General features: G+C 65.2%; 24 protein-coding genes. 17 read left to right on the top strand and 7 right to left on the bottom strand.

Going from position 1 to position 24,498, the window contains the following annotated elements; genetic code table 11:
- Nucleotides 1-7: 7 nt before the first annotated feature.
- From napA to GA0061099_RS12755, 5 genes are all read left to right on the top strand, one after another.
- Nucleotides 8-2,521 carry a nitrate reductase catalytic subunit NapA gene (napA, locus tag GA0061099_RS12775; protein ID WP_074447709.1) on the top strand — a complete coding sequence of 838 codons (2,514 nt, stop codon included), beginning with the start codon at nt 8-10 and terminating at the stop codon, nt 2,519-2,521.
- Nucleotides 2,518-2,988: a nitrate reductase cytochrome c-type subunit gene (locus tag GA0061099_RS12770; RefSeq protein WP_036022095.1), complete on the top strand. Its 471-nt coding sequence runs from the start codon at nt 2,518-2,520 to the stop codon at nt 2,986-2,988. Before napA ends, GA0061099_RS12770 begins: the two co-directional genes overlap by 4 nt.
- Nucleotides 2,985-3,638 carry a NapC/NirT family cytochrome c gene (locus tag GA0061099_RS12765; RefSeq protein ID WP_035998932.1) on the top strand — a complete coding sequence of 218 codons (654 nt, stop codon included), beginning with the start codon at nt 2,985-2,987 and terminating at the stop codon, nt 3,636-3,638. Before GA0061099_RS12770 ends, GA0061099_RS12765 begins: the two co-directional genes overlap by 4 nt.
- Before the next feature lie 266 nt (nt 3,639-3,904).
- Entirely contained in the window at nt 3,905-5,020 is a 1,116-nt protein-coding gene (locus tag GA0061099_RS12760; RefSeq protein WP_035998929.1) for an ATP-dependent DNA helicase, read from the top strand.
- A gap of 157 nt (nt 5,021-5,177) precedes the next feature.
- Nucleotides 5,178-6,557, top strand: coding sequence for an alpha/beta hydrolase family protein (locus GA0061099_RS12755; protein WP_050995845.1), 1,380 nt, complete (start codon nt 5,178-5,180; stop codon nt 6,555-6,557).
- Between the two features lie 6 nt (nt 6,558-6,563).
- On the opposite strand, the gene GA0061099_RS12750 is transcribed toward GA0061099_RS12755, so the two are convergent.
- The gene (locus GA0061099_RS12750; RefSeq protein ID WP_036022093.1) at nt 6,564-8,252 is read right to left on the bottom strand and encodes a caspase family protein; all 1,689 of its coding nucleotides are present in this window, start codon (nt 8,250-8,252) and stop codon (nt 6,564-6,566) included.
- 247 nt (nt 8,253-8,499) lie between these two features.
- Between GA0061099_RS12750 and msrA the strand changes: the two genes are divergently transcribed.
- From msrA to GA0061099_RS12730, 4 genes are all read left to right on the top strand, one after another.
- Nucleotides 8,500-9,204, top strand: coding sequence for a peptide-methionine (S)-S-oxide reductase MsrA (msrA, locus tag GA0061099_RS12745; protein WP_036022090.1), 705 nt, complete (start codon nt 8,500-8,502; stop codon nt 9,202-9,204).
- A gap of 30 nt (nt 9,205-9,234) precedes the next feature.
- Complete coding sequence (gene msrB / locus GA0061099_RS12740) at nt 9,235-9,654, top strand: peptide-methionine (R)-S-oxide reductase MsrB (protein WP_036022087.1); 420 nt, start codon at nt 9,235-9,237, stop codon at nt 9,652-9,654.
- 109 nt (nt 9,655-9,763) lie between these two features.
- Entirely contained in the window at nt 9,764-9,928 is a 165-nt protein-coding gene (locus tag GA0061099_RS12735) for a DUF3309 family protein (RefSeq protein ID WP_036022085.1), read from the top strand.
- A gap of 212 nt (nt 9,929-10,140) precedes the next feature.
- Nucleotides 10,141-10,434: a hypothetical protein gene (locus tag GA0061099_RS12730; protein ID WP_024337713.1), complete on the top strand. Its 294-nt coding sequence runs from the start codon at nt 10,141-10,143 to the stop codon at nt 10,432-10,434.
- A 239-nt stretch (nt 10,435-10,673) separates the two neighbouring features.
- On the opposite strand, the gene GA0061099_RS12725 is transcribed toward GA0061099_RS12730, so the two are convergent.
- On the bottom strand, nt 10,674-11,216 hold the full coding sequence (locus GA0061099_RS12725) for a DUF4112 domain-containing protein (protein ID WP_085972009.1): 543 nt from the start codon (nt 11,214-11,216) through the stop codon (nt 10,674-10,676).
- Between the two features lie 58 nt (nt 11,217-11,274).
- Nucleotides 11,275-11,700 (bottom strand): DUF5413 family protein, encoded by a 426-nt coding sequence (locus GA0061099_RS12720; RefSeq protein ID WP_035998913.1) that lies wholly within the window; start codon nt 11,698-11,700, stop codon nt 11,275-11,277.
- Nucleotides 11,701-11,843: 143 nt separating this feature from the next.
- On the opposite strand from GA0061099_RS12720, the gene GA0061099_RS12715 reads away from it, so the two are divergent.
- The 3 genes from GA0061099_RS12715 (at nt 11,844) to GA0061099_RS12705 (ending at nt 12,865) form a co-directional block, all read left to right on the top strand.
- Complete coding sequence (locus tag GA0061099_RS12715; protein ID WP_036022082.1) at nt 11,844-12,086, top strand: hypothetical protein; 243 nt, start codon at nt 11,844-11,846, stop codon at nt 12,084-12,086.
- Nucleotides 12,087-12,121: 35 nt separating this feature from the next.
- Nucleotides 12,122-12,340: a PIN domain-containing protein gene (locus GA0061099_RS12710; RefSeq protein ID WP_036022080.1), complete on the top strand. Its 219-nt coding sequence runs from the start codon at nt 12,122-12,124 to the stop codon at nt 12,338-12,340.
- Nucleotides 12,341-12,592: 252 nt separating this feature from the next.
- Entirely contained in the window at nt 12,593-12,865 is a 273-nt protein-coding gene (locus GA0061099_RS12705) for a hypothetical protein (protein ID WP_036022099.1), read from the top strand.
- Between the two features lie 121 nt (nt 12,866-12,986).
- Here the strand turns inward: GA0061099_RS12705 and GA0061099_RS12700 are convergent, their stop codons facing one another.
- Both GA0061099_RS12700 and GA0061099_RS12695 read right to left on the bottom strand, forming a co-directional pair.
- On the bottom strand, nt 12,987-14,573 hold the full coding sequence (locus GA0061099_RS12700) for a hypothetical protein (protein ID WP_074447708.1): 1,587 nt from the start codon (nt 14,571-14,573) through the stop codon (nt 12,987-12,989).
- Between the two features lie 37 nt (nt 14,574-14,610).
- Entirely contained in the window at nt 14,611-15,903 is a 1,293-nt protein-coding gene (locus tag GA0061099_RS12695; protein WP_036022070.1) for an adenylosuccinate synthase, read from the bottom strand.
- Between the two features lie 422 nt (nt 15,904-16,325).
- On the opposite strand from GA0061099_RS12695, the gene GA0061099_RS12690 reads away from it, so the two are divergent.
- A complete protein-coding gene (locus GA0061099_RS12690; RefSeq protein WP_035998893.1) occupies nt 16,326-17,258 on the top strand; it encodes a DMT family transporter in 933 nt (310 codons plus the stop codon).
- 194 nt (nt 17,259-17,452) lie between these two features.
- On the opposite strand, the gene GA0061099_RS12685 is transcribed toward GA0061099_RS12690, so the two are convergent.
- Nucleotides 17,453-17,842 (bottom strand): DUF1330 domain-containing protein, encoded by a 390-nt coding sequence (locus tag GA0061099_RS12685; protein ID WP_192893391.1) that lies wholly within the window; start codon nt 17,840-17,842, stop codon nt 17,453-17,455.
- A 104-nt stretch (nt 17,843-17,946) separates the two neighbouring features.
- On the opposite strand from GA0061099_RS12685, the gene GA0061099_RS12680 reads away from it, so the two are divergent.
- A complete protein-coding gene (locus GA0061099_RS12680) occupies nt 17,947-18,882 on the top strand; it encodes a DMT family transporter (RefSeq protein ID WP_036022066.1) in 936 nt (311 codons plus the stop codon).
- Nucleotides 18,883-18,979: 97 nt separating this feature from the next.
- Nucleotides 18,980-19,957, top strand: coding sequence for a Bug family tripartite tricarboxylate transporter substrate binding protein (locus tag GA0061099_RS12675; RefSeq protein WP_035998887.1), 978 nt, complete (start codon nt 18,980-18,982; stop codon nt 19,955-19,957).
- Between the two features lie 120 nt (nt 19,958-20,077).
- Here the strand turns inward: GA0061099_RS12675 and GA0061099_RS12670 are convergent, their stop codons facing one another.
- Nucleotides 20,078-21,763 carry a methyl-accepting chemotaxis protein gene (locus GA0061099_RS12670; protein WP_035998883.1) on the bottom strand — a complete coding sequence of 562 codons (1,686 nt, stop codon included), beginning with the start codon at nt 21,761-21,763 and terminating at the stop codon, nt 20,078-20,080.
- A 254-nt stretch (nt 21,764-22,017) separates the two neighbouring features.
- Here GA0061099_RS12670 and GA0061099_RS12665 point away from each other — a divergent pair, with 254 nt between their 5' ends.
- Nucleotides 22,018-23,061, top strand: coding sequence for a C-terminal binding protein (locus tag GA0061099_RS12665; protein WP_036022064.1), 1,044 nt, complete (start codon nt 22,018-22,020; stop codon nt 23,059-23,061).
- 86 nt (nt 23,062-23,147) lie between these two features.
- The gene (locus tag GA0061099_RS12660; protein ID WP_057028022.1) at nt 23,148-24,488 is read left to right on the top strand and encodes an ABC transporter substrate-binding protein; all 1,341 of its coding nucleotides are present in this window, start codon (nt 23,148-23,150) and stop codon (nt 24,486-24,488) included.
- The last annotated feature ends 10 nt before the right edge of the window (nt 24,489-24,498 follow it).

Genomic DNA, 24,498 nt, shown 5'->3' with positions numbered 1-24,498 from the left:
AGCCATCATGACATCGCCGAAGCTCGACCGCCGCCAGATGCTCAAGCTCGAGGCCGCCGCGATCGCCGCGGCCGCCGCCGGCCTGCCGGCACCGGCGCTCGCCGCCAACCTCGCCGCCGAGCGGAAGGAGAGCGAATTGAAATGGGACAAGGCCGCCTGCCGCTTCTGCGGCACAGGCTGCTCGGTGATGGTCGCGACCAAGGACAACCGCGTCGTCGCCACCCATGGCGACATCAAGGCCGAGGTCAATCGCGGCCTCAACTGCGTCAAGGGCTACTTCCTCTCCAAGATCATGTACGGCCATGACCGGCTGACGCAGCCGATGCTGCGCAAGACGGGCGGCAAGTACGACAAGAACGGCGAGTTCACGCCCGTCACCTGGACCGAAGCCTTCGACATCATGGAGCTGAAGTGGAAGGAAGCGATCAAGAAGCGCGGCCCCAACGGCGTCGCCATGTTCGGCTCCGGCCAGTGGACGATCTGGGAAGGCTATGCCGCCGTCAAGCTGTTCAAGGCCGGCTTCCGCACCAACAACATCGATCCCAATGCGCGGCACTGCATGGCCTCGGCGGTCGCCGGCATGATGCGCACCTTCGGCATCGACGAGCCGGCCGGCTGCTACGACGACATCGAGGCCACCGATGCCTTCGTGCTGTGGGGCTCCAACATGGCGGAGATGCATCCGATCCTGTGGACGCGCATCGCCGACCGCCGGCTGTCCGCACCGCATGTCCGCGTCGCCGTGCTCTCCACCTTCGAGCACCGCTCGTTCGACCTCGCCGACATCGGCATGGTGTTCAAGCCGCACACCGACCTGTACATCCTCAACGCCATCGCCAACCACATCATCAAGACCGGTCGCGTCAACAAGGACTTCGTTGCCGCACATACCGTGTTCAAGCGCGGCCAGACCGACATCGGCTACGGCCTGCGGCCCGAGCATCCGCTGCAGAAGAAGGCGACGGGCGCGGCGAAACCCAACGACGCCACCGACATGAGCTATGACGAATTCGCCAAGTTCGTGTCGGAGTACACGCTGGAGAAAGCCGCCCAAATGTCGGGCGTGCCGCTGAACCGGCTCGAGGCGCTGGCCGAGTTGTATGCCGACCCGAAGACAAAAGTGGTCTCGTTCTGGACCATGGGCTTCAACCAGCACACCCGCGGCGTCTGGTGCAACAACCTCGTCTACAACATCCACCTTTTGACCGGAAAGATCTCCGCGCCCGGCAACAGCCCGTTCTCGCTGACCGGCCAGCCCTCGGCCTGCGGCACCGCGCGCGAGGTCGGCACCTTCTCGCACCGTCTGCCCGCGGACATGGTGGTGACCAACAAGAAGCATCGCGACCACACGGAGCAGATCTGGCAGCTGCCCGAAGGCACCATTCCGGACAAGCCGGGCGCGCACGCCGTGCTGCAAAGCCGGATGCTGAAGGACGGCCTGATCAACGCCTATTGGGTGCAGGTCAACAACAACCTGCAGGCCGGTCCCAACGTCAACGAGGAGATCTATCCAGGCTTCCGCAACCCCGACAATTTCATCGTGGTCTCCGATGCCTATCCAACCGTGACGGCGCTCGCCGCCGATCTGATCCTGCCCACCGCGATGTGGGTGGAGAAGGAAGGCGCCTACGGCAATGCCGAGCGGCGCACCCAGTTCTGGCACCAGCTCGTCCCCGCGCCGGGCGATTCGAAGTCGGATCTCTGGCAACTCATGGAGTTCTCCAAGCGCTTTAGAATCGAGGAGGTCTGGCCCGCGGAGCTGATCGCCAAGAAGCCGGAATATCGCGGCAAGACCCTGTTCGACGTGCTCTACAAGAATGGCCAGGTCGACAAATTCCCGGTCACCGATATCGAGCCGGGCTATGCCAACGACGAATCCAAGGCGTTCGGCTTCTACGTCCACAAGGGCCTGTTCGAGGAATATGCTCAGTTCGGCCGCGGCCATGGCCACGACCTCGCGCCGTTCGACACCTATCACCGGGAGCGCGGCCTGCGCTGGCCCGTCGTCAACGGCCAGGAGACCAAGTGGCGCTTCCGCGAAGGCAGCGACCCCTACGTCAAGCAGGGCACCAACGTGCAGTTCTACGGCCATGCCGACGGCAAGGCCCGCATCTTCGCGCTGCCCTACGAGCCGCCGGCGGAATCGCCCGACAACGAATATCCCTACTGGCTCTCGACCGGCCGCGTGCTGGAGCACTGGCATTCCGGCACCATGACGCGCCGCGTGCCCGAACTGTTCAAGGCTTTTCCAGAAGCGGTCTGCTTCATGCATCCGGACGATGCGCAGGAGGCGAAGCTGCGCCGCGGCGACGAGGTGAAGGTGGTCTCCCGCCGCGGCTTCATCCGCGCCCGCGTCGAGACGCGCGGCCGCGACCGGCCGCCGCGCGGCCTCGTCTTCGTGCCGTGGTTCGACGAATCCAAGCTGATCAACAAGGTGACGCTCGACGCCACCGATCCGATCTCGCTGCAGACCGACTTCAAGAAATGCGCCGTGCGCATCGAGCGGGTGAACATGTCATGATGAAACGATCCGCAATCATCCTGCTCGCCTTCGCGATCGCAGCCGGCACAAGCTCGCTGACGGCGCAGACCGTGAGCTCCGGCCTGCGCGGCCCGACCCCGCTCAACGACGAGGGCCCGGCGCCGCCGATGCTGCCGAACCGCAACACCTCCGAGAAGGAGGTGCGCAACTATCCGGAGCAGCCGCCCGTCATCCCGCACAATATCGACGGCTATCAGGTCGATCTCAACGGCAACAAATGCCTGTCCTGCCATGCACGGGCGCGCACGGCGGAGTCGCAGGCGCCGATGGTGTCGATCACGCACTTCATGGATCGCGACGGCCAGTTCCTGGCCTCGGTCTCGCCGCGCCGCTTCTTCTGCACCGAATGCCACGTGCCGCAGAACACCGCCAATCCGCCGGTCAGCAACGATTTCACCGACATCGACACGCTGCTGTCGCGCGCAAGCCCGGGTGGCCGCAGATGACGACGACTGCCGACGATCCCAACGCGGAGCTGAATGCCAAGCGCGGCGTCATCGCGCGCAGCCGGGCGTTCCTGCTCGAGCTGTGGCAGGTGCTGACCCGGCCGAGCTCGGTGTTCGCGCTCGGCACCCTGGTGCTGGCCGGTTTCGTCGCCGGAGTGATCTTCTGGGGCGGCTTCAACACCGCGCTGGAGATCACCAACACCGAGAAGTTCTGCACCGGCTGCCACGAGATGAAGGACAATGTCTACGCCGAGCTGAAGTCGACCGTCCACTTCACCAACCGCTCCGGCGTGCGCGCGACCTGCCCGGACTGCCACGTGCCGCACAACTGGACCGACAAGATCGCGCGAAAGATGCAGGCCTCCAAGGAGGTCTGGGGCAAGATCTTCGGCACGATCGACACCCGCGAGAAATTCCAGGATCACCGGCTCGAGCTCGCCGCGCACGAATGGGCGCGCTTCAAGGCCAACGACTCGCTGGAATGCCGCAACTGCCACAGCGCCGATTCCATGGACATCACGAAGCAGTCGCCGCGGGCCTCGGTGGCGCACCAGCGCTTCCTGTTCACCAAGGAAAAGACCTGCATCGACTGCCACAAGGGCATCGCCCACCAGCTGCCCGACATGCGCGGCGTTCCCGGCTGGCAGTAGGGTTTGGCGACGCCTGAGTGAACGCCTCGTCCTTCGAGATGGCTGCTTCGCAGCCTCCTCAGGATGAGGCTCAACGGCATCTTGCCCGCCAAAAATGCCGCCGCGCACTCAGCCCTCATCCTGAGGGCCCGCCAAAGGCGGGCGTCTCGAAGGATGGCGGCCGGGAACGGACTTCAAATGCGACGGGCCCGCGCTTGAACCAGCGGGGCGAATGGTTAGTTTGGGGGAAGGCGAATCGCCTCATTCGCCGCTCCCTCAAGACAGACATGGCCACTTTCACCCCGCATCAGGATGCTGCGCTCAAGGCCGTCGGCGACTGGCTCAAGGCCAAGCCGGGACGGGGCGGCACGCCGCCGGTGTTCCGCCTGTTCGGCTTTGCCGGCACCGGCAAGACCACGTTGGCGCGGCACATCGCCGAGGGCGTCGACGGCGAGGTGAAGTTCGCCGCCTTCACCGGCAAGGCGGCCCTCGTCATGCGCAACAAGGGCTGCGACGGCGCCTCCACCATCCATTCGCTGATCTACCGCGCCCGCGAATCCGGCGAGGAGCAGCCGAGCTTCGAATTGTGGGACGATGCGCCGGCGTCGAAGGCGAAGCTGATCGTAATCGACGAATGCTCGATGGTCGATGCCGAATTGGGGCGCGACCTGATGTCGTTCGACTGTCCGCTGCTGGTGCTCGGCGATCCCGCGCAGTTGCCTCCGATCCAGGGCGGCGGCTTCTTCACCAATTCCGAGCCGGACGCGATGCTGACCGAGGTGCATCGCCAGGCCCAGGACGATCCGATCGTGCGGATGTCGATGGACGTCCGCGAGGGACGCGAGCTCGACATTGGCCGTTACGGCGAGAGCGAGGTCGTCTCGCGCAAGGAGCTCGATCCCGATCGCGTCATGGGCGCCGACCAGATCCTGGTCGGCCGCAACAACACGCGCCGCGCCTACAACATGCGGGTGCGCCAGCGCCAGAACATCGAGGACCAGTTCCCGGTCGCCGGCGACAAGCTGGTGTGCCTGCGCAACAACCGCAAGAAGGGCCTGTTCAATGGCGGCCTGTGGCGCGTCAAGTCGCGCAACACCTCGCGATCGAAATCGCGCATCCTCTCAATGCGGTTGTCGCCGGATGAGGATTTCGGTCACAAGGTGACCAAGGTCTCAGTGCGCGCCGATTGCTTCGAGGGCGGCGTCGAGCAGATCGCTTGGGAGCAGCGCAAGCCCTATGACGAGTTCGACTACGGCTACGTCCTGACCGTGCACAAATCGCAGGGCTCGCAATGGGACGACGTCGTGCTGTTCGACGAGAGCTTTGCGTTCCAGGATTCGCGGGCGCGGTGGCTCTATACCGGCATCACGCGTGCCGCGAAACGGCTGAGCGTGGTGGTATGAAGCTGCCGTAGCGCGGATGAGCGTAGCGATATCCGCCGCTTGTAGCTGCGCTCATCCGGGCCACGGACCCGCACAATGAGCAGCCACGACGAGGTGCGTTCACCGCCCGCTAGGCTTTGTGCTGTATCAGCTTGCGATCTGCCTCGGAGTGGAACGCATGACCTCTCGCGCGACAAAGCCTGATGACCTCGATCGCCGGCTCGATGATGTTGCAGTGAGCCGCCGGAGCTTCCTCAAGTCCGGAAGCGCGGCAGCGGGCCTTGCGCTCTCGAGCACAATTCCGGACACCGCTTTTGCATTGCCGGCGCAGGTACGACGCACGGATGCGGGCAAGCCTGTGCGCGTCTCCAAGGAACGGCTCAATACGCTGGCCGCAAAGTTCTATGCCGTCTTCAACGAAGGCAATATCCTGCCAGCTGCCTTTCCCGAAAGATATGCGGCACGAAACGACGTGGAGCTGCGGCGCATCGTCACCTCCACGCGCATCCCGGATATCGGAGAACGCGTCAAGGTCAGCGGCCTGCTTGCGGTTCCGGTCGGCGCGCGCGGCACCTTGCCGCTCCTGTCATGGCAGCACGGCACGATCCTCTCCTTCGATCAGGTCCCGTCGAACCTGCTGCGGCTGAAGGACGAAAATTACGAGCTGCGCGACAATGTCGATTCGATCGAGACCCTGTTCAATATTCAGCGCTTCGCCGGCAACGGCTATGCGGTCGTCGCGGCCGATTATGTCGGCAAGGGCCCTTATCGCAACGGTCGGAGCGAAGCCTATGCCGTGAAGGGCGCGACGGTGCAATGCTGCCTCGACATCCTGACGGCAGGGTTGCACGAATTGCGGACACTGAGCCTGCGCCAATCAAACCTGTTCCTGAACGGTTGGTCGCAAGGCGCCTTGAACACGCGGTGGCTGAAACAGGAGCTGCAGCGCCGCGGCATCAAGGTGCGGGCGACCGCCACACAGAGTCCGTTCAATGATCTCGCCGAGAGCTTTCACTATTGGACGAACCCCACGGCCTATATTCCGGCCTCGGAAACCTCCTACCCGATGCCGCCGGCCTGGATCACACCCTGCCTGATCGTCCTGCTCGGCAGCTATCGCCGCTACTACGGGCTGACCGACTTATTCAAGACGGCGGTCAAGCTCCAATATCAAGCCTTCGCGGAGAAATACTGGTCCGATTACAGCCTCGAGGGCGAGATCGCGAAGAGCATTCCGCCCGCCGGCGATTTCCTGGTCGAAGGCTTCTTCGATCGCTTCACCAACGAGACCAACAGCGCATTGCTGCGCCGCCTTGGTGGCAATGGTGCGACGTACTGGCAGTACGATTCCCCGATCAGATTTTACTACGGGCTGGCCGATGAGGCGCTGCATCCCCGGCTGGTGCGGCCCGCAATCGCCGCCGGTGGGCATTTCGCCGCGGGCGTCGCGGTCAATGGCGCAAGCCATCGCGGCACGTTCCTGTCGAGCCTCTATGGCGAAGCGGCCGTTCTGAACGGACACGCGACGGCGTTCGACTGGTTCAATTCGCTGGCGTGAGCGCGGCTACTTCCCCGCGACGAAGTAAAAATCTTCCCGCCCTGGCGGCGACCCATACGTGAACGGCTGCTGCTCGTGCCTGGTCGCGGCCCAGACGTCGTCGCGCACGATGTCGAACAATTTTCGGATCTCGACCTTCGGCTGCTTGATCTCGCGCGCGAGCGCGGTGGCGAACGGGCTGTTGGGGCTACCATCGCCATCCATCGCGGTCTGGCCGTGCTTGGCGGCGTAGACCACCATGAAGCCCGCACCTGGCTCGATGTTGGAAAAGCCCTTCTCGACCAGCTTCAGCGACAGCGTGCGCTGCATGGCTGGCGCGAACGGATTGTCGCGGCAGGCATCGAGGACCACGAGGCGCACTTTTCGCGCCGCGCCGACCGCGGCGATCACCTGCTCGAGCGCGACGGCCTCGGTCTCGGCGTCCTTGTCGGCGGTGAGCTTGGCGTCGACCGGAACGAGATAGTTCACCCCGCCGATCTCGAAACCATGGCCGGCATAATACACCATGGCCCAATCGGCCTTTTCCGCTTCCTCGGCGAAGGCCTTCAGCGTCTGGAAAAACGCATCGCGGGTGAGGTCCCTGGTGTCCATCACGGTCTGGAAGCCGAGGTCGCGCAGCACGCCGGCGATCAGCTTCGAGTCGCGCGGCGGATTTGGCAACGCATGGACGTTCTTGTAGGCGCCGTTGCCGACCACCAGCGCGACGCGACGGCCGGTCGTCGCGCTCGCCGCCTCCTTCGGCGTCAGGGCGGCGAGCCGCTCCTGCGCCATGGCGCGGGCGCGCGCAACCTCGGTCTCGTCGAACCTCGTCAGCGAATAGGCGGCGGCGCGATAATCGGCGCGGGCCTGCGCGAGATCCTTCCTGCGCTCGTAGATCTGGCCGCGGCCGGAATGGGCGCGGACATTGTTCGGGTTGATCTGGATGACCGTGTTGTAATCCTTCAGCGCGGCGTCGAGATCGCCCTTCATCATGTTGACGTCGGCGCGGCTGTTGATCGCGAACGCGTTCCTGGGCTGCTTTTCGATCAGGCCATTGCAATCGGCCAGGGCGCGGTCGAACTTGCCCATCATGCCGTAAGTGACGCAGCGGTTGCCGGCGATCTGCGGCGCAGCCGCATCAATCTTCTCGGCCTCGGCGAAATCGGCGATGGCGCCGTCGAAATCCTTCAACAGCGTGCGCGCGCGGGCGCGATTGGTCCAGGCGAGCAGGAATTTCGGGGTGTACTTGATCGACAGGCTGAAATCGTCGATCGCGCTCTGCAGCGCGCCGCGGCGCGCGTGGATGACGCCGCGGTTGTTGTAGGGAACGCCATAGGCCGGGCGTTTCCGGAGCGCGAGATTGTAGTCGGCCATCGCGAGATCCTCCTGCCCGCTCCGCTCATAGGCGAGGCCGCGCAGGTTGAGCGCGACGACGTTGTCGGGATCGAGGTCGATGGCCATGGACAGCGTCTCGATCGCGTGGACATGGTCGCGCTTGTTGAGCAGGACATTGCCACGCGCGGACAGGGCGATCGCCTTGTCCTTGGCGGTGAGGCGATCGGCGCTCAGCAGATTCTCGCAGGCGGCGGCGCGGGCCTGCAGCTCAGCCTGGCGGTCGCGGCACAAAGCGAGATCGTCGCCGGCTCGGGGATCGGCCGCGGCAAAGCAAGTGCCGGCGGCGAGGACGGCCAGGATCAGGAGTACGACGCGCAGCATATTGTCAGGCCAGCTCCAGCCACCATTTGGTCGATCACCGATCGCGCCGGTTCATCTAGCGCGGAGTTCCGCATCCCGCCAAGCCGGCCCGTCGCCGCGTCAGCCGCGTCCTCACGGTCTCGTGTCCGCCCCGGCGTAACAATCTGCGGTACGGCCCGTATCTCGGATGATGCGAAAACGCGGCCGGGCAGGCTGTTCGCCCGGTCCCGACCGCCCTAGACTGTCAGCCCTTCCGAAAGAGGATGCCATGCGCCGAACCGCCCTCGCCACCCTGCTCGCCGCAACCACCGCCCTGACGCTGGCTTTCGTGATGCCGTCGCGGGCCGCGGAGGAGGCGGTCGTGATCCCAGCCCCTACATTGGACGCGGCGCCCGCGAGCGGCGTCCAGACCGCCGTGCTCGCCGGCGGCTGCTTCTGGGGCGTGCAAGGCGTCTTCCAGCACACCGCAGGCGTGGTCAACGCGGTCTCCGGCTATGCCGGCGGCACCAAGGCGACCGCCGATTACAAGACCGTGTCGAGCGGCCGCTCCGGCCATGCCGAGGTGGTCGAGATCAAGTACGACCCGAAGAAGATCTCCTACGGCAAGATCCTGCAGATCTACTTCTCGGTGGTGCACGACCCGACCCAGCTCAACCGCCAGGGTCCCGACGTCGGCCCGCAATATCGCTCGGCCATCTTCACCACGTCGGACGAGCAGAAGAAGATCGCGGAGGCCTATATTGCCCAGCTCAACGGCGCCAAGGTGTTCAACAAGCCGATCGTGACCAAGATCGGCGCGCTGGAGGCGTTCTATCCGGCGGAGGCCTATCACCAAGATTATCTGACGCTGCACCCGAACCAGCCCTACATCGTCTATAACGACATCCCGAAGGTCGAGAACCTGAAAAAGCTGTTCGCGGATAACTACATCGAGAAGCCGACGCTGGTGAATGCCGGCAAGGCCACCAACTGATCGCGAGATCCCCAAAGCAACGGGAGACCCATGCCCGACACCAAGACGAAAGCGACCGACGACAAGGTCATCAAGAGTGAAGAGCAGTGGCGGCGCGAGCTGACGCCGATGCAATACGCCGTGCTGCGCGAGAAGGCGACCGAGCGTCCCTTCTCGGGCGAATATGAGCACGACCACCGTACCGGCACCTATGTCTGTGCCGGCTGCGGCAATGTGCTGTTCGAGTCGGATGCCAAGTTCGATTCCGGCTGCGGCTGGCCGAGCTTCACCCAGCCCGCAGTCGAGAGCCACATCGACGAGGAGCGGGACACCAGCCACGGCATGATCCGCACCGAGGTGCTCTGCTCCAAATGCAGCGGCCATCTCGGCCACGTCTTTCCCGACGGCCCCGGGCCGACCGGCCTGCGCTACTGCATCAATTCCGTGGCCCTGAAGCTCGAGCCCAAATAAACCCAAGCCCGCCGCCGGGTTCCCCCATGGAACCCGGCGGCGCGATGTGCTTTTCTGCTCTGGCGGTGCGGCCGATCATCGCATTTCGGTGGCCGCCAGGGAGGATGCCATGGCGCTTGGGACCATCCTGATCATCCTGGTGATCATCTATCTCGTCGGCGGCCTGTCCGGCCGGTTCGGCGGCTACGGCTATGGCCTTGGCCATTCCGGCATCGGGCTCGGCGGAGTCGTGCTGGTGATCCTGGTCGTGCTGCTGCTTCTTGGCAAAGTTTAAGCCATATAAGTCTTTGAAACATTGATAAGTTTCGTCTCCGCGGGGCTGCCATGCGCTGATTCATCATCTCGCATCGCGGGGGTCGCATTTTTGTCAAATCGGCCTATATTAGAGGGCGACAACGACATGCGGCGGGCCCGCTCGATTGCGGCCCCTGCCCTCCCCAACCCCACGCGCTTAAAGCCCCAGAGAAGATCACGAGGTCTTTGACCATGCGTCCACTGCGTCCGTTCAACTTCAACACCTCCGCCGAGCTCTTCCCCGCCGCCATCCGCAAGAAGAAGCGCGCGGGCTTCACCTATCGGCGGTTCGGCACTGCGGCCGAGGCCGTGCAGTTCGCGATGGAGCAGTTGCCGACGGACTCGCTGAACGGCGCCTATCTCCAGGTCGAGGAAGCGCGCTTCGACCAGAACGGCATCCGCTCGCTGTACGAGAGCGATGCCTTCCCGCTGCCCCGCCGGCCCAAGCCGGCCCCGGCCGCGGAGACCGACGCCGACGCTGCGTAAGCTTTCGCAACAAAGTTCGATGTACGCAGAAGGCGCGATGGCCGAAAGGTCGTCGCGCCTTTTGTGTTTGGGGGCTTTCTCACCCGCTATCTCTCATCCGTCATTGCGAGCGCAGCGAAGCAATCCAGCGTCCCTCCGCGGAAAGATTCTGGATTGCTTCGCTGCGCTCGCAATGACGACGCAGGGAGATCGAGCGCATTGTCGACCAGTCGGACTCGCGGCGAGCGCTCTCAGCCAGGCTACATCCGCGGCTGCTTTTCCAGCCAGCGCTGGAGCAGGCGGACGTTGCGCGTGTTGGCGCGGAACATGACGTCGAAGGCGTCGCCCGCGAACGGGACGAGGCCGACCACGCCGTCAACCGCGACATTGCCGAGCATGCGCGCCGTGATGTGCCAGGGCGCGCCCAGCGCGCGGGCTTCGCGCACCAGCCACAGCGAGATCGCGGTGGTGATGACGTCGCCGACGACGGGAATCAATCCGATCAGCCCGTCGATGCCGTAGCGGATGTTGGTGCCGGGCAGGATGAAGGCGACGTCGAGCAGCTTGGCGATCGCCTCGAGCCGCGCGATCCGCTGCTCGCGCGTCAGATTGCCGAACGGGCTGCCTTGACCGAACTCGAAACGAAACTCGCGAAATCCCTGCTCCAAGCTTTCCGGCCTGATCTCGTGGCCGTCCTGGTCGATGATCGGGCCGCGCGCCTCGTCGCGCGAAAAGCGCGCATGCGAGCCGCTCCCGGAACGGGATTTGCGCGGAGCGAGGATGTCGTCGTCTTGCATGGCCATGGCCTTCAGTGAACGCGCCAGCGCGGCGGAGGTTGCGGCCGCGCCCGAACGCCGCGCGTCAGGTCGGCACCGGCGCCGCTTGCGGCTCCTCGACGTAGCGATGCACCAGCCAGGATGAAATCACCGCCGGCACGAAACCGACGAGCCCGTACAGGATGAACTGCACCGCGCCCGAATCCGGCCCGCGCGAGCTGTGGGTGAGCGAGGCCAGAGCGAAGGCGAACAGGCCGACCAGGAGCATCCGCAAGACCGGCCCAATCCGGCGGATGTGGATCAGGATGTCATCGACTGCGCCGATCATCAGCGCAGGCAAGAACCCGAACAGGTAGCTGTATTGGAGCGTCTTGAAGAACACCGCGAACAGCTTGCCGACCTCGCCGAGGTTGGTCTGGGCCCAATAGCCGGACTGGTAGGTCGTCGTCAGCAGCAGCAGGAACCCGCCGATGAATGGGACGACCAGCGCAAATACCAGATAGCGTTTCATCAAGCACCTCACACTCTGCAGGCGTTATAGCAGCGCAGCGGGAACCTTGAACAGCGGGCGCCGGGCTCCTTTAAGGGGAACAAGTGGCAAGGCGATGAGTTCATGCTGGACCTGAATTGACCCCTGGCAGACTGGAGCCGCCGATGGCCCGCAAATTTCTCCTGGCGACGATCGCGCTGGCGGCCCTGAGCAGCCTGCCGACGGCACCCGCGCTGGCCCAAGGCCATATGGGCACGCCGCAGGAGCGGCAGGCTTGCACGCGCGATGCCCAGCGCTTCTGCCGCAAGGACCTCGGCAATGACGGCGCGGTGCAGAGCTGCCTGCAAGCCAACCGGGCCAAGCTGTCGAAGTCCTGCAGCAAGGTGTTTCAGAGCCACGGCATGTGAGGACGGACCCATACCCGCGAACGGAGAGTGACGCCATGTTGCACGACGAAGAGCTCTCGATCCTGCGGGACATCAGCCAATCCGTTGCCTTTGCCGACGACCGGCATGGCAAGATGGGGCAATTGATCGCCGACGGCTACGTGATGAAAGACGGCGATCTGTTCGAACTGACGCCCAAGGGCGTTACCGCTGTCGAGGAGCACGCCGCCGCTCTCGGCGCGAGCGATGAGGAACAAGCGTCTCCGATCGGCTGATCTGATCGCGCGACGTGACTGGCGTGCAACAATTGCGAATTCCTTTGTGCCGGCCATTGCGGGCGCGTGACAATGGCGCATACTTCGCTCGGGCGGCGCAGCACTTTCGATTCGAGCATCAAGAAGTCGAGCGACCACACGCGGGATCGAAGCTCCCGATGTGAAGGCTGCGACATGCGGCAGATCAAGCCGCGTGCGGCGCCCCAAAACCAAGCGGCTCAAGCCTTAAGGGAACTCGGGGATCCATTCCACATGACACGCCTTCAGACCATCGCTTCGCTCTTCGCAGTCGCCACCACCTTCGCTCTCCAAACCTCACCCAGTTTCGCCTTCACGCAAGAAGCCCAGCAGATGTGCTCGGGTGACGCCATGCGGCTGTGCTCCAGCGAGATTCCCGACATCCCGCGGATCACCGCCTGCATGGTGCGGAACAAGGCGCAGGTCAGCCCCGGCTGCCGCGCCGTGATGGACCGCCAGCACGCCGCCGCCGCGGCATCGCGCAAGCGGGAAGCCGCGGCGCAGTAGTCCTCTCGGACGTCATTCCGGGGCGTGCGAAGCACGAGCCCGGAATCCATCGGGCGGCATGTGACGCGGTGAAATGGATTCCGGGTTCGCGCTACGCGCGCCCCGGAATGACAGAAGAGCCTCAATCGCCCCACTGCGCGAAGGCGTCGTTGAAGGCGCGCTCGCCGGGGGCGCCCTTCTCGATGGCGATGATGGCACGGCGCTGGTTGGCGTAGACCAGCGGCACGTCGAACCAGGAGCGCTCCTTCAGGAGCTGGACGTTGCGGGCGCGGTCGGCGTCGACATTGGAGAGGCCGACCAGGAAGAAGCCGTCGGTGACCTTGACCGCGAGGCCGGCGAGCGGCGTGCCGCGGGCCTGCTCGTTCGACTTCATCAAGATGCCCGGCACGTTGGAGACGCTGCCGCCGGGGAAATCCTGCGGCAGGATGAAGGTCAGCTCCGCCGTGTGGCTCGCCGGCAACGAGGAATCGGTGTTGCGGCGGAACGACATCGTCATCTTGAACTTGCGGTCGGGAATCTCGATGTCGGCGCGCACGGCGACGTCGGCCTTCTGGTTGCCCGAGGCCTTGATCGGCTCGAGCCGCCACACCACCGAGCCGACATATTGCTTGCCCTTCGGATCGGACGGATCCTCATCGTAGAGCACGACCTTCTGCGCCACCGGCGCGACCGGCTGGTCCGCCGAGGGCTGACCGACGCGATCGGGAATCTTGGGCTTGCTCTGCGGCTGCGCCGGGGTCGGCGTATCCGCAACTTGCGGCGCGGACGGCTTGAGAAAGCCGTTGACGATCTGGACCAGTTGCTTGCCCCAGAGGATGCCGGCGCCGACCAGGATGAGCACGATGCCGACGGCAATCGCGCTCTTGAACGGAAAGGCGGAGCCGGTGCGGGCGCGCTTCTTGACGTCGCGATCGGGGGCGATGCGCGGACGCGGCGACGGCGGCTGCGGCGCGTAGCGCTCGGCCTCCTCGATCGACTCGTCGTAGGAATAGGGCGCTTCGGTCTCGCCGGCGCGGTTTTCCAGACTCGGCTCCAGCCGGTCGAATTCCGGCGAGGGCGAGGGCACGTTGGCGTAGGTGCGGCGCGCGGCGCGGCTGGCCTGCGCGGCGGCACCGCCGAGATCGTTGGCGTCGGCCGTGATGTCACGGAAGCCGCGCACGCCGGGTGAGGACGGCAGCGGCGGCGGTGGGCCGACGTCGGGCGGACGCCGCCCACCCTGGCGATCGCGGCCGGCCGGCGGCTCCGGCGGCGGGGCGGCGGGGCCAGGTGGGCGCGGGGCGTCGAAACGGGGCGCGCGCGGCGGCCGCGGGGCCTCGCCTTGATCATCGACGTTGAAGGACGGGCGGTCGGCGCGCGGCGGCGTCGGGGCCGGACGCGTGCGCGGCGGCACTGCTGCCGGGTTGGCCTCGGTGGCACGGGTGCTGGCGCGGCGGAAGGCATCGCCACTCGAGCCGGAGCGGGCGGCGCCACCGGGACGCGAGGCCTCGCGGGCCCGCTGGGCGGCCTCCGATTCGACCTTGCGGACGGCCTCCTCCAGCGACAACCGTTCCCGGGTGATCTCGGATTCGGAGAGCGGCGGCTGCACGCTGCGCAGCTGCGCGATCAGGGCCGTGCGCGCCCGTTCATAGAGCGCGCGACGGCTTTCGCCGGGAGCGTTGGGGTCCAGGGCGGCAATAGCGCGGGCGATCAGCGGATAGTAATCAGCCATTTCTACTCAACTATACGCGCGTCCCGGTAAGATATCGTTAAGCCTCAAACGGATTTTGCACCAGGATAGTATCTTCGCGTTCCGGGCTGGTGGAAAGCAGCGCGACCGGACATCCCACCAATTCCTCGATCCGCCGGACATATTTGATGGCCTGCGCCGGCAGGTCGGCCCAGGACCGCGCATTGGCGGTCGGCTCCTTCCAGCCCTCGATGGTCTCGTAGATCGGCTCGACCCGGCTTTGCGCGCCCTCGCCGGCCGGGAAATGGTCGATCTCCTTGCCGTCGAGCCTGTAGCCGGTGCAGACCTCGATCGAATCGAAGCCGTCGAGGATGTCGAGCTTGGTCAGCGCCAGGCCATTGATGCCGCAGGTCCGGACCGCCTGGCGGACCAGCACGGCGTCGAACCAGCCGCAGCGGCGCGGACGGCCGGTATTGGTGCCGAACTCGCGGCCGCGCTCGCCGATCTTGCGGCCGATCTCGTTGTCCTGCTCGGTCGGGAACGGGCCCTGGCCGACGCGGGTCGTGTAGGCCTTGCACAGGCCGAGCACGTAGCCGACCGCGCCCGGCCCGAGGCCGGCGCCGGTCGCGGCCTGCGCCGCCACCGTGTTGGACGAGGTGACGTAGGGATAGGTGCCGTGGTCGACGTCGAGCAGCGCGCCTTGCGCGCCCTCGAACAACATGCGCTTGCCGGCGCGCCGCTCGATATCGAGCAGCCGCCAGACCGTCTCGGCATAGGGCAGGAGCTGCGGCGCCATCGCCATCAGCTCCTTCAGGATCACCGCGCTGTCGAATTCCGGCAAATTGAGGCCGCGGCGCAGCGCGTTGTGGTGCGCCAGCAGGCGGTCGATCTTGTGCGGCAGCGTCTGATGATCGGCCAGATCCATCAGGCGGATGGCACGGCGGCCGACCTTGTCTTCATAGGCCGGCCCGATGCCGCGGCGGGTGGTGCCGATCGCAGTCGCGGCGCTGGCGGATTCGCGGTGCGCGTCGAGCTCGCGGTGCAGCGGCAGGATCAACGTGACGTTTTCCGCGACACGCAGGTTGTCGGGGCCGACATCGACGCCCTGCGACCTGAGCCTGGCGACCTCGTCGAGGAAGGCGGCGGGGTCGAACACGACGCCGTTGCCGATCACCGACAGCTTGCCCTCGCGCAGCACGCCGGAGGGCAGCAGCGCGAGCTTGTAGGTCTTGCCGTTGATCACCAGCGTATGGCCGGCGTTGTGGCCGCCCTGGAAGCGGACGACGATATCCGCCTGCTCCGACAACCAATCGACGATCTTGCCCTTCCCTTCGTCGCCCCACTGGGCGCCGACGACGACAACATTGGCCATTCGCGGGTAATCCTGTTCAATCTGTCTCTAGAAGGCATGATCCTCGCGGAAAACCGGTGCCCACTCTTCCGGGATCACGCCTGCGCCCAGCCCAATCGGCAGCCGGAGCCGCCCGCACGCAAGGCAGCCAACCGGATAAAGGAAGCAGCCCTTCTAGGCAAGCAAGAACGGGGCTTTTTCGGGGTCCAACGTCCGGTCCAAGCCCTTGATATCCGCGGAAAATCCCGAACCCTGGCAGGCCGGCGCAACAGCTTCGACCAAAGCGGGAGAGGCCGCCTTCGCCGCCAGCATGGTCGCGATGCGCCCGTCGGCGTTGATGCAACCTCGATTTCCGTGTCTTTGGACCTGCCGGGTGATCAGCCGGCCCGGACCTCGCCGGGCCGGAGGGCTCGGCGTACTCGACGCGGGGCCCAACCGTCACAATGTCCGCCACCGGCCAGACCACGCCCGCGGAAACATCCGGCCACAGCTGGATCGCCAACCAGCCTTACCTGCTGCTCAGCATCACCGCGCTGTGCTGGGCCGGCAACGCCATCGTCGGTAGGCTCGCTGCCGGCCACATTCCGCCGGTGACGCTGTCGTTCCTGCGCTGGTTCTTCGCCTTCCTGCTGGTGCTGCCGTTCGCCTTCAAGCACCTCGTGCAGGACTGGCCGGCGATCCGCGGCAAGCTCGGCCTGATGGTCACGCTCTCGGTCACCGGCATCGGCGCCTTCAACACGCTGCAATATTGGGCGCTGGAGCACACCCAGGCGCTCAACACGCTGCTGCTGCAGTCGGCCGCGCCGCTGCTGGTGGCGTTGTGGTCGCTGGTCATCCTCGGCATTCGTCTCACCGCCGCGCAGGCCTTCGGCGTGCTGCTGTCGATGTGCGGCGTGCTGACCATCCTGCTGCACGGCGATTTCACCACGCTGTCGAGCATCGACTTCAACAAGGGCGACCTGATCTTCCTGCTCGCGCTCCTGATCTTCGCGCTCTATTCGGTGCTGTCACTGAGGCGGCCGCCGATGCACGGCCTCTCGTTCCTCGCCTTCACCTTCGGCTGCGGCGCCGCCTGTCTCATTCCGCTGGAGATCTGGGAACTGTCCGCTCGCCCGGTGATGAAGCTCGACGGGCCGAACCTCCTGACGCTGTTCTACGTCGCCGTCTTTCCCTCGACGCTCGCCTATCTCTGCTTCAATCGCGGCGTGCGCCTGATCGGCGCCAACCGCGCCGCACCGTTCTTCCACGTCGTGCCGGTGTTCGGCTCGATCATGGCGATGGCGTTTCTGGGCGAGCACCCGCAGGCGTTCCACTTCATCGGTTTCGCATTGGTGCTGGCGGGCGTGTTCGCGGCGTCGCGAAAGCAGGCAAGTTAGGCGGCTTCATCGAAGCGCTCGCTGCACTTCCCTTCTCCCCTTGTGGGAGAAGGTGGCGCGAAGCGCCGGATGAGGGGTTCTCTCCGCGCATTCAATTGGGAGTGGACTCGCGGAGAGAGACCCCTCACCCGTCTCGCCGCTACGCGGCGAGCCACCCTCTCCCACAAGGGGAGAGGGGAAAAGTGCACGCGCTGCTACTTCGTCTTGAACTTGCTGTACGCCTCGCTCGTCGCAATGATCACGTGCTCGGCGCAGCCGTTGACGCGATGCGGATCGGCTTCGCGCTCGTAGGCTTGCGAGGTCATCATGTCGAGAAAGGCCGAGACGGACGGGTAATGGACCAGCGCGACGAAGTCCCAATCGTTGCCCGCGTGCGGACCGAGTGCGACCGCCTTGCCTTCACCGGTCCAGAGCAGCGTGCCGCCGCGCGCCTTGATCATCGGCACCGTGATCGCGCTGTAGCGCAAGTATGCGTCCCAGCCCGACCCGTCGCCATCGAGCGAGCGCGCGTGGAAGCGCATCAGGTTCAGCATCACCACCGGCGCATTCGGATCGAGCCGCTCCAGGCCCTCGATGTTCAACATATTGACCGCCAATGGCACCTCCTTAGGGCTCGGCTGCATTGTAGCATTGCGGCGCTGTGACTTGTGCCATCGCGGCAATCGGGCGCAAGTTGTATCCAACGCCCATGACGACCGCTTCGCCCGCGCCACCGGCCGCCAATCCGGCCAGCTGGCTCAACAACCAGCCTTATCTGCTGCTCAGCCTTAGCTCGCTGTTCTGGGCCGGCAACATCGTGCTCGCGCGCCATGTCGGGGCGCATGTGCCGCCGCTGACGATCACCACGATCCGCTGGTTCGGCGTGTTCCTGATCCTGTTGCCGTTCGCCTGGCCGCATCTGAAGCGCGACTGGCCTGCGTTGCGCAAGAGCATGCCCCTGATGCTGTTCCTGTCGCTGGTCGGCTTTGCCTTCAACAACGCGATCTCGTACTGGGCGCTGCAATACACCGAGGCGCTGAATGCGCTGCTGATCCAGTCGGCGGGTCCGCTGTTCGTGGCGCTGTGGTCGCTGGTGCTGTTCGGCGTGCGGCTGACCGGCGCGCAGCTCGGCGGCATCGCGATCTCGCTGCTCGGCGTGCTGATCATCATCCTGCGCGGCGACCTCGCGGCGCTGGCAAGCATCAGCTTCAACAGAGGCGACATCATGTTCGCCTCCTCGCTGGTGGCGTTCGGGCTCTACTCGGCCTTCATCCCGCGCCGGCCGAAGATCCACCAGCTCTCCTTCCTGTCCTTCACCACCTGCTGCGGCGCGACGATGCTGCTGCCGACGGCAATCTGGGAGGCGGCGAGCGGCCGCGTGTTGCAATTCGACGCGACCACGCTGGCGACACTGGGCTACATCCTGATCTTCCCCTCCACACTCGCCTATCTCTTCTTCAACCGCGGCGTGGCGCTGATCGGGCCGAACCGGGCGGCGCCGTTCTTCCATTTGGTGCCGGTGTTCGGCTCGGCGCTGGCGATCGTGCTGCTGGGCGAGAAGCTCCAGCCGTTCCACCTGATCGGTTACGCCCTGGTGCTCGCCGGAGTCGTGCTTGCATCGCGGCGGGGCTCGGCGATGACATAATTCCGCGCGACGGACGCGGTCACGACCTATAGCCATCTTCCGATTCCCCTTTGGACAAGCTAGGTTCCCCGCCAACCAAAAAGAGGGAACGACCGACATGATTTCAGGGCTGATTCGAAACCTGCGGACCGTCGCCGCGGCCGCGCTATGCCTCACGGCAGCATCCACCGCTCACGCCGACACCTATCCCAGCCGCAACATCACGCTGGTGCTGCCCTTCGCGGCCGGCAGCGGCACCGACACCACGACGCGGCTGATTTCGCAGCATCTGTCGCAGGCGCTCGGCGTTCCCATCGTGATCGAGAACAAGGCGGGGGCCAACGGCATGCTTGCCGCGACCTATGTCGCGAAGGCTGCTCCCGACGGCTACACGCTGCTGGTGACGACCAACACGACGCATTCGGCCAATCCCTATCTGCTCAAGAGCCTCACTTACGATCCGGTCAAGGATTTCACCCCGATTGCCCGCACCGGCGATCTGCCCTTCATGCTGGTCATCAATCCCGAGGTGCCGGCCAAGACGGTCGGAGAGCTGGTGGCCTATGGCAAGGCCAATCCGGGCAAGCTGAGCTACGCCTCGGGCTCGTCGGCGGCGATCGTATCGGGCGCGACCTTCGCGCACAATGCCGGGCTCGACCTGCTGCACGTGCCCTACAAGAGCTCGCCGCCGGCGCTCAACGACGTCATGGGCGGCCGCGTGTCGATGATGTTCGTCGACATCCTGACCGGCCTGCCCCATGTCAACGGCAACGCGCTGCGCGCGCTCGCCGTCACCACCAAGAACCGCACGCCGCTGGTGCCACACCTGCCCTCGATGCAGGAGGCCGGCGTGCCGGACTTCGACATCACGTCCTGGCAGGGCTATTTCGGCCCGGCCGGCATGCCGAAGGAGATCGTGACCCGGCTCAACACCGAGATCCGCAAGATCATCGAGAACCCGGAGATCAAGGCCAAGCTCGCCACGCTCGGCATGGACGCTTTTTCCGGCACGCCGGAGCAGCTCGGCACCTTCGTGAACGAGCAGCTGGTGCTGTGGGAGAAGCTGATCGCCAACGCGAAGATCGAGAAGCAGTAGAACGGTCTCGTAGGGTGGGCAAAGCGCAGCGTGCCCACGAAGAGTCGCACCGTACTCAAAAAGAAAAGGTGGGCACGACGCTTCGCGTCTTTGCCCACCCTACGAATTCAGCGTAAGAATTTACGCCGCGCGGACCTTGGCGAGGAAGCCATCGACGGCATCGCGCAGCGCGCCGGACTGGGTGTCCAGCTCGCGGGCGTTGGTGAGCACATCGCTGGCCGCGCTGCCGGTCGCTTCGGCGGCCGAGGTGACGCTGCCGATATGGGCGTTGATCTCGCTCGAGCCGGCCGCGACCGACTGGATGTTGCGGGCGATCTCGCGCGTCGCCTCGCCCTGCTGCTCGATCGATGCGGAAATGCCGGCTGTGATCTCGCTCATCTCGGCGATCGTCTGGGTGATGCCGGAGATGGCCGACACCGCATCGCTGGTCGAGGTCTGCATCGCCGCGACCTGGGCGGAGATCTCCTCGGTCGCCTTCGCGGTCTGGTTGGCGAGCGCCTTGACCTCGGAGGCGACCACGGCGAAGCCGCGGCCGGACTCGCCGGCACGCGCCGCCTCGATGGTGGCGTTGAGCGCGAGCAGGTTGGTCTGCGCCGCGATCGAGTGAATGAGCTTGACCACCTCGCCGATCTTCTCGGCACCGGTGGAGAGCTCCTGCACCGTGGCGTTGGTGCGCTCGGCATCGCTGACGGCACGGCTCGCAACTTCAGTCGAGCGCGTCACCTGCCGGGAGATTTCCGCAACCGAGCTCGACAGCTCTTCGGCGGCGGCCGCAACGGTGCCAACATTGCCGGACGCCTTCTGCGAGGCGGCACCGACGGTCGCCGCGCGCGAGGAGGCATCGCTGGCGGTCGCGGTCATCGATTGCGCCGTGGTCTGCATGCCGGCTGCGGCCGAGGAGACCGAGCGGACGATGCCGTTGACGCTGCGCTCGAAATCGTTGGCGATCTCCTCCATGGCGCTGCGGCGATCCGCCGCGGCGCGTTCCTTGGCGTCCGCGTCGGTCTTCTCGAGGTCGCGGATGCGGATCGCGTTGTCCTTGAAGATCTGCACGGTCGATGCCATCGCGCCGATCTCGTCGCCACGACCGACGCCGGGGATGTCGCCTTCGAGCTTGCCGTCGGCCAGCTCCCGCATCCGGGTGCCGAGCAGCCCGAGCGGAGCACTGATGCTGCGGCCGATCATCCAGGCGACGCTGCCGGCAACGATGACGATGCCGAGCACCGCCAGGCCGAGCAGCCAGTAGACCGGACCCATCTTGGCGTCGATGTCATCCAGATAGGCGCCGGTGCCGAGATACATATCGAAGCCGGGGACCGCGACCGCGTAACCGATCTTGCGGATCGGCGTTTCCTGGCCGGGCTTCATATATTCATAGTGAAGCAGGATCTCGCCGTTGGCCTTGACGCCGTTCATCAATTCCAGCGACAGCTTGCGGCCGTTGGTCACGACGTCCATTCGGTTGGTGCCGATCACCTTCGGATCGGGCGCAAGCTGGGTGAGACCGTCATAGGACGTGCCGAACAGGTAGCCGGCACCCTTGTCATAGGTCATCGCGTTGCCGTAGCGGCGAAGCTCGGCCATAGCGGCGTCCTTCGTCATTTCGCCGGCATCGACGCGCTTCTTCAACGCGGCGGCATAGTTGCGCGCCAGCTCGACGATCGCCTTGGCCTGGTCGATGCGCGCATTCACCATCTCGCGCTTCATCAGATAGCCAGCGAGAACTCCGGAGATGCAGAGGCCGAACAGCGTGACTCCAACGAGAATGCCAAGCTTCGGGGCGATCTTCAGATTGCTCAACTTCACGGGGTTAGCTCCGGCAATATTGGGGTACGGGCGCATGACGAGATCGATCAAATTCGAATCAAGTCTTAGTGGCGGAGCCCTTAGCAAGTTACTTACGCACCTCCGTAGAAGCCCGGGGCTTGCACGGAAAAACGGAAATATACCTCACCCGCAACAACCGTGAATTGTACGCACCTGCCCGAATTTCGCGTAAAAGACGCAAAGGCCCGCTCGTCGAGGCGGACCACGACAAGAAACCAAATCGGGAGCAGATAATGCCGAAATACAGGGTGGTGACGCCGAAGGGTGCGAGCTTCACGGTCGCCGGCAGCGATTATTCCTATGAGCGCGAGGCGCTCGATCCGATCGATGCCGAGATCGTCGAGGCGCCCGCCGACGAGGCCGGGTTCATCGCCGCCGCGAAGAACGCCGACGCGATCTACGCCAAGGGCATCCCGATCACCAAGACCATCATCGACGCGCTCGAGAGCTGCAAGGTGATCACGCTCGGCTCGGTCGGCGTCGACAGTGTCGACGTCAAGGCCGCCACGGCCCGCGGCATTCCGGTCACCAACATTCCCGACACCTTCATCGAGGAGGTCGCCGACCACGCCATGATGCTGCTGCTCGCCGGCTTCCGCCGCCTGGTCGAGCAGGACCGCATGGTGCGCGACGGCCGCTGGGCCGAGGGCCGGCCGGCGCTGCTGAAAATCCCGAGGCTGATGGGCCAGACGCTTGGCTTCATCTCGTTCGGCCGGGTTGCGCGTGCGGTCGCGAAACGCGCCGCGCCTTTCGGCCTGCGAATGATGGCCTACGATCCCTTCATCCAGGAAACGCTGATGTACGAACACGGCGTGATCCCGGCGACGCTGAACGAGGTGCTGTCGCAATCCGACTTCGTCTCGATGCATGCCCCGGCGCGGCCCGAGGTGCACCACATGCTGACCGAGAAGCACTTCCGACAGATGAAGAAAGGCTCGATCTTCATCAACACCGGCCGCGGTGCCACCGTGGACGAGGAGAGCCTGATCAAGGCGCTGCAGGAGGGCTGGATCGCGCACGCCGCCCTCGACGTGCTGGAAAAGGAGCCGCCCTCGCACAACAATCCCCTGCTCGGCATGGAGAACGTGACCCTGACCGCCCATGTCGCCTCGGCCTCGGCACGGTTCGACGAGGCGCGCAAGCGCCGGGTGGGCTACGAATTGTCACTGGTGCTCCAGGGCATGTGGCCGGTAAGCTGCGTCAATCCGTCGGTGCTGCAGAACACCGCGCTCCGCCGCTGGCAGCCCGTCAGCATGGACCGCGGGCCGAACAGCTAGGCGGGCGGCGCAGCAAGCGCCCACGACCGAAACGGCCCTTCACCGGCGATCAACGCCGGGAAGGGAGACATCATAGGGAGGTACTGATGAGGAACGACATCACACGTCGTGATGCCTTGGCGCTGGGCCTGTCCGCTGCAACGCTCGCGGCCACCGGTGCTGCAGCGCAAACATCCGCTATCAAGGCTGCCGACGTCCCGGCACCCAAGCGCGAGATCGAAAAGGGCGCGTCCTTGCGCATGCTGCGCCCGGTGCGCTTCGTCCAGGCGGACGAGGACGTGTTCCGCGCCAATGCGGCAAAGTTCACCAAGGACACCGGGGTCGAGGTCAAGGTCGACTTCGTCGGCTGGGAGGACATCAACCAGCAGACCGCGGTGACCTCGAATTCCGGCGCCGGCCCCGATATCATCATCGGCTTCTCCGACGCGCCTCACATCTACATCGACAAGCTGATCGAGCTCACCGACGTCGCCGACTATCTCGGCAAGAAGTACGGCGGCTGGCTGCCGCTGGCGCAACGCTACGGCAAGAAGAACAAGAGCGAGTCCTGGATCGGACTGCCGTTCGGCGCCACCGCAGGTCCCCTGATCTACCGCAAGTCGGTCCTGCAATCGGTCGGCTTCGACAAGGTTCCGGAAGATCATGCCGGCGTGCTCGACCTCTGCCGCAAACTGCAAAAGGCCGGCAAGCCGGCCGGCTTCGCACTCGGCAACGCCAAGGGCGACGGCAACGGCTTCGCCAACTGGGCGCTGTGGTCGCACAACGCCTCGCTGCTCGACGAGGAAGGCAACGTCACCATCAATAGCAAGGAGACGATCGCCGCACTGAACTGGGTCAAGGAACTGTATCCGACCTTCATCGCCGGCACGCCGTCCTGGAACGACGTCAGCAACAACCGGGCCTATTCCTCTCAGGAGATCGCGCTGACGGCCAACGGCGTCTCACTGTACTTCTCGCTGAAGAACGATCCGGCCACCAAGGCCATCGCCGAGGACAGCGAGCATCAGCTGCTGCCCAAGGGCCTCGCCAAGGTCTCGCCGATGGCGGGCCTGACGCTGAACGCCATGGTGTTCAAGCACAGCCCGTACCCCAATGCCGCCAAGGCCTTCCTGCAATACATGCTGGAGAAGGACCAATACGAGCCGTGGCTCAACGCCAATTCCGGCTATTGGTCGCAGCCGCTGGCCGCCTATGCCGAGGCCGCCGTGTGGTCGCAGGATCCGAAGGTGAGCCTGTTCAAGAACACGATGAACAGCACTTACTATGACGGCTACAAGGGGCCGATCTCGACGGCGACCGGCGCGGTCAGCGCCGATTACGTGCTGATTCAGATGTGCGCCTCCGTCGCCACAGGCGCCGCCACGCCGGAGGCCGCGGCCGCCGAAGCCGAGCAGCGCTGCAAGCGCTACTTCCGGCGACAGCGGTAGAGCGACGACG

The organism is Bradyrhizobium yuanmingense (genome assembly GCF_900094575.1).
Lineage (GTDB): Bacteria > Pseudomonadota > Alphaproteobacteria > Rhizobiales > Xanthobacteraceae > Bradyrhizobium > Bradyrhizobium yuanmingense.
This window is presented reverse-complemented; position numbering and strand designations above follow the sequence as displayed.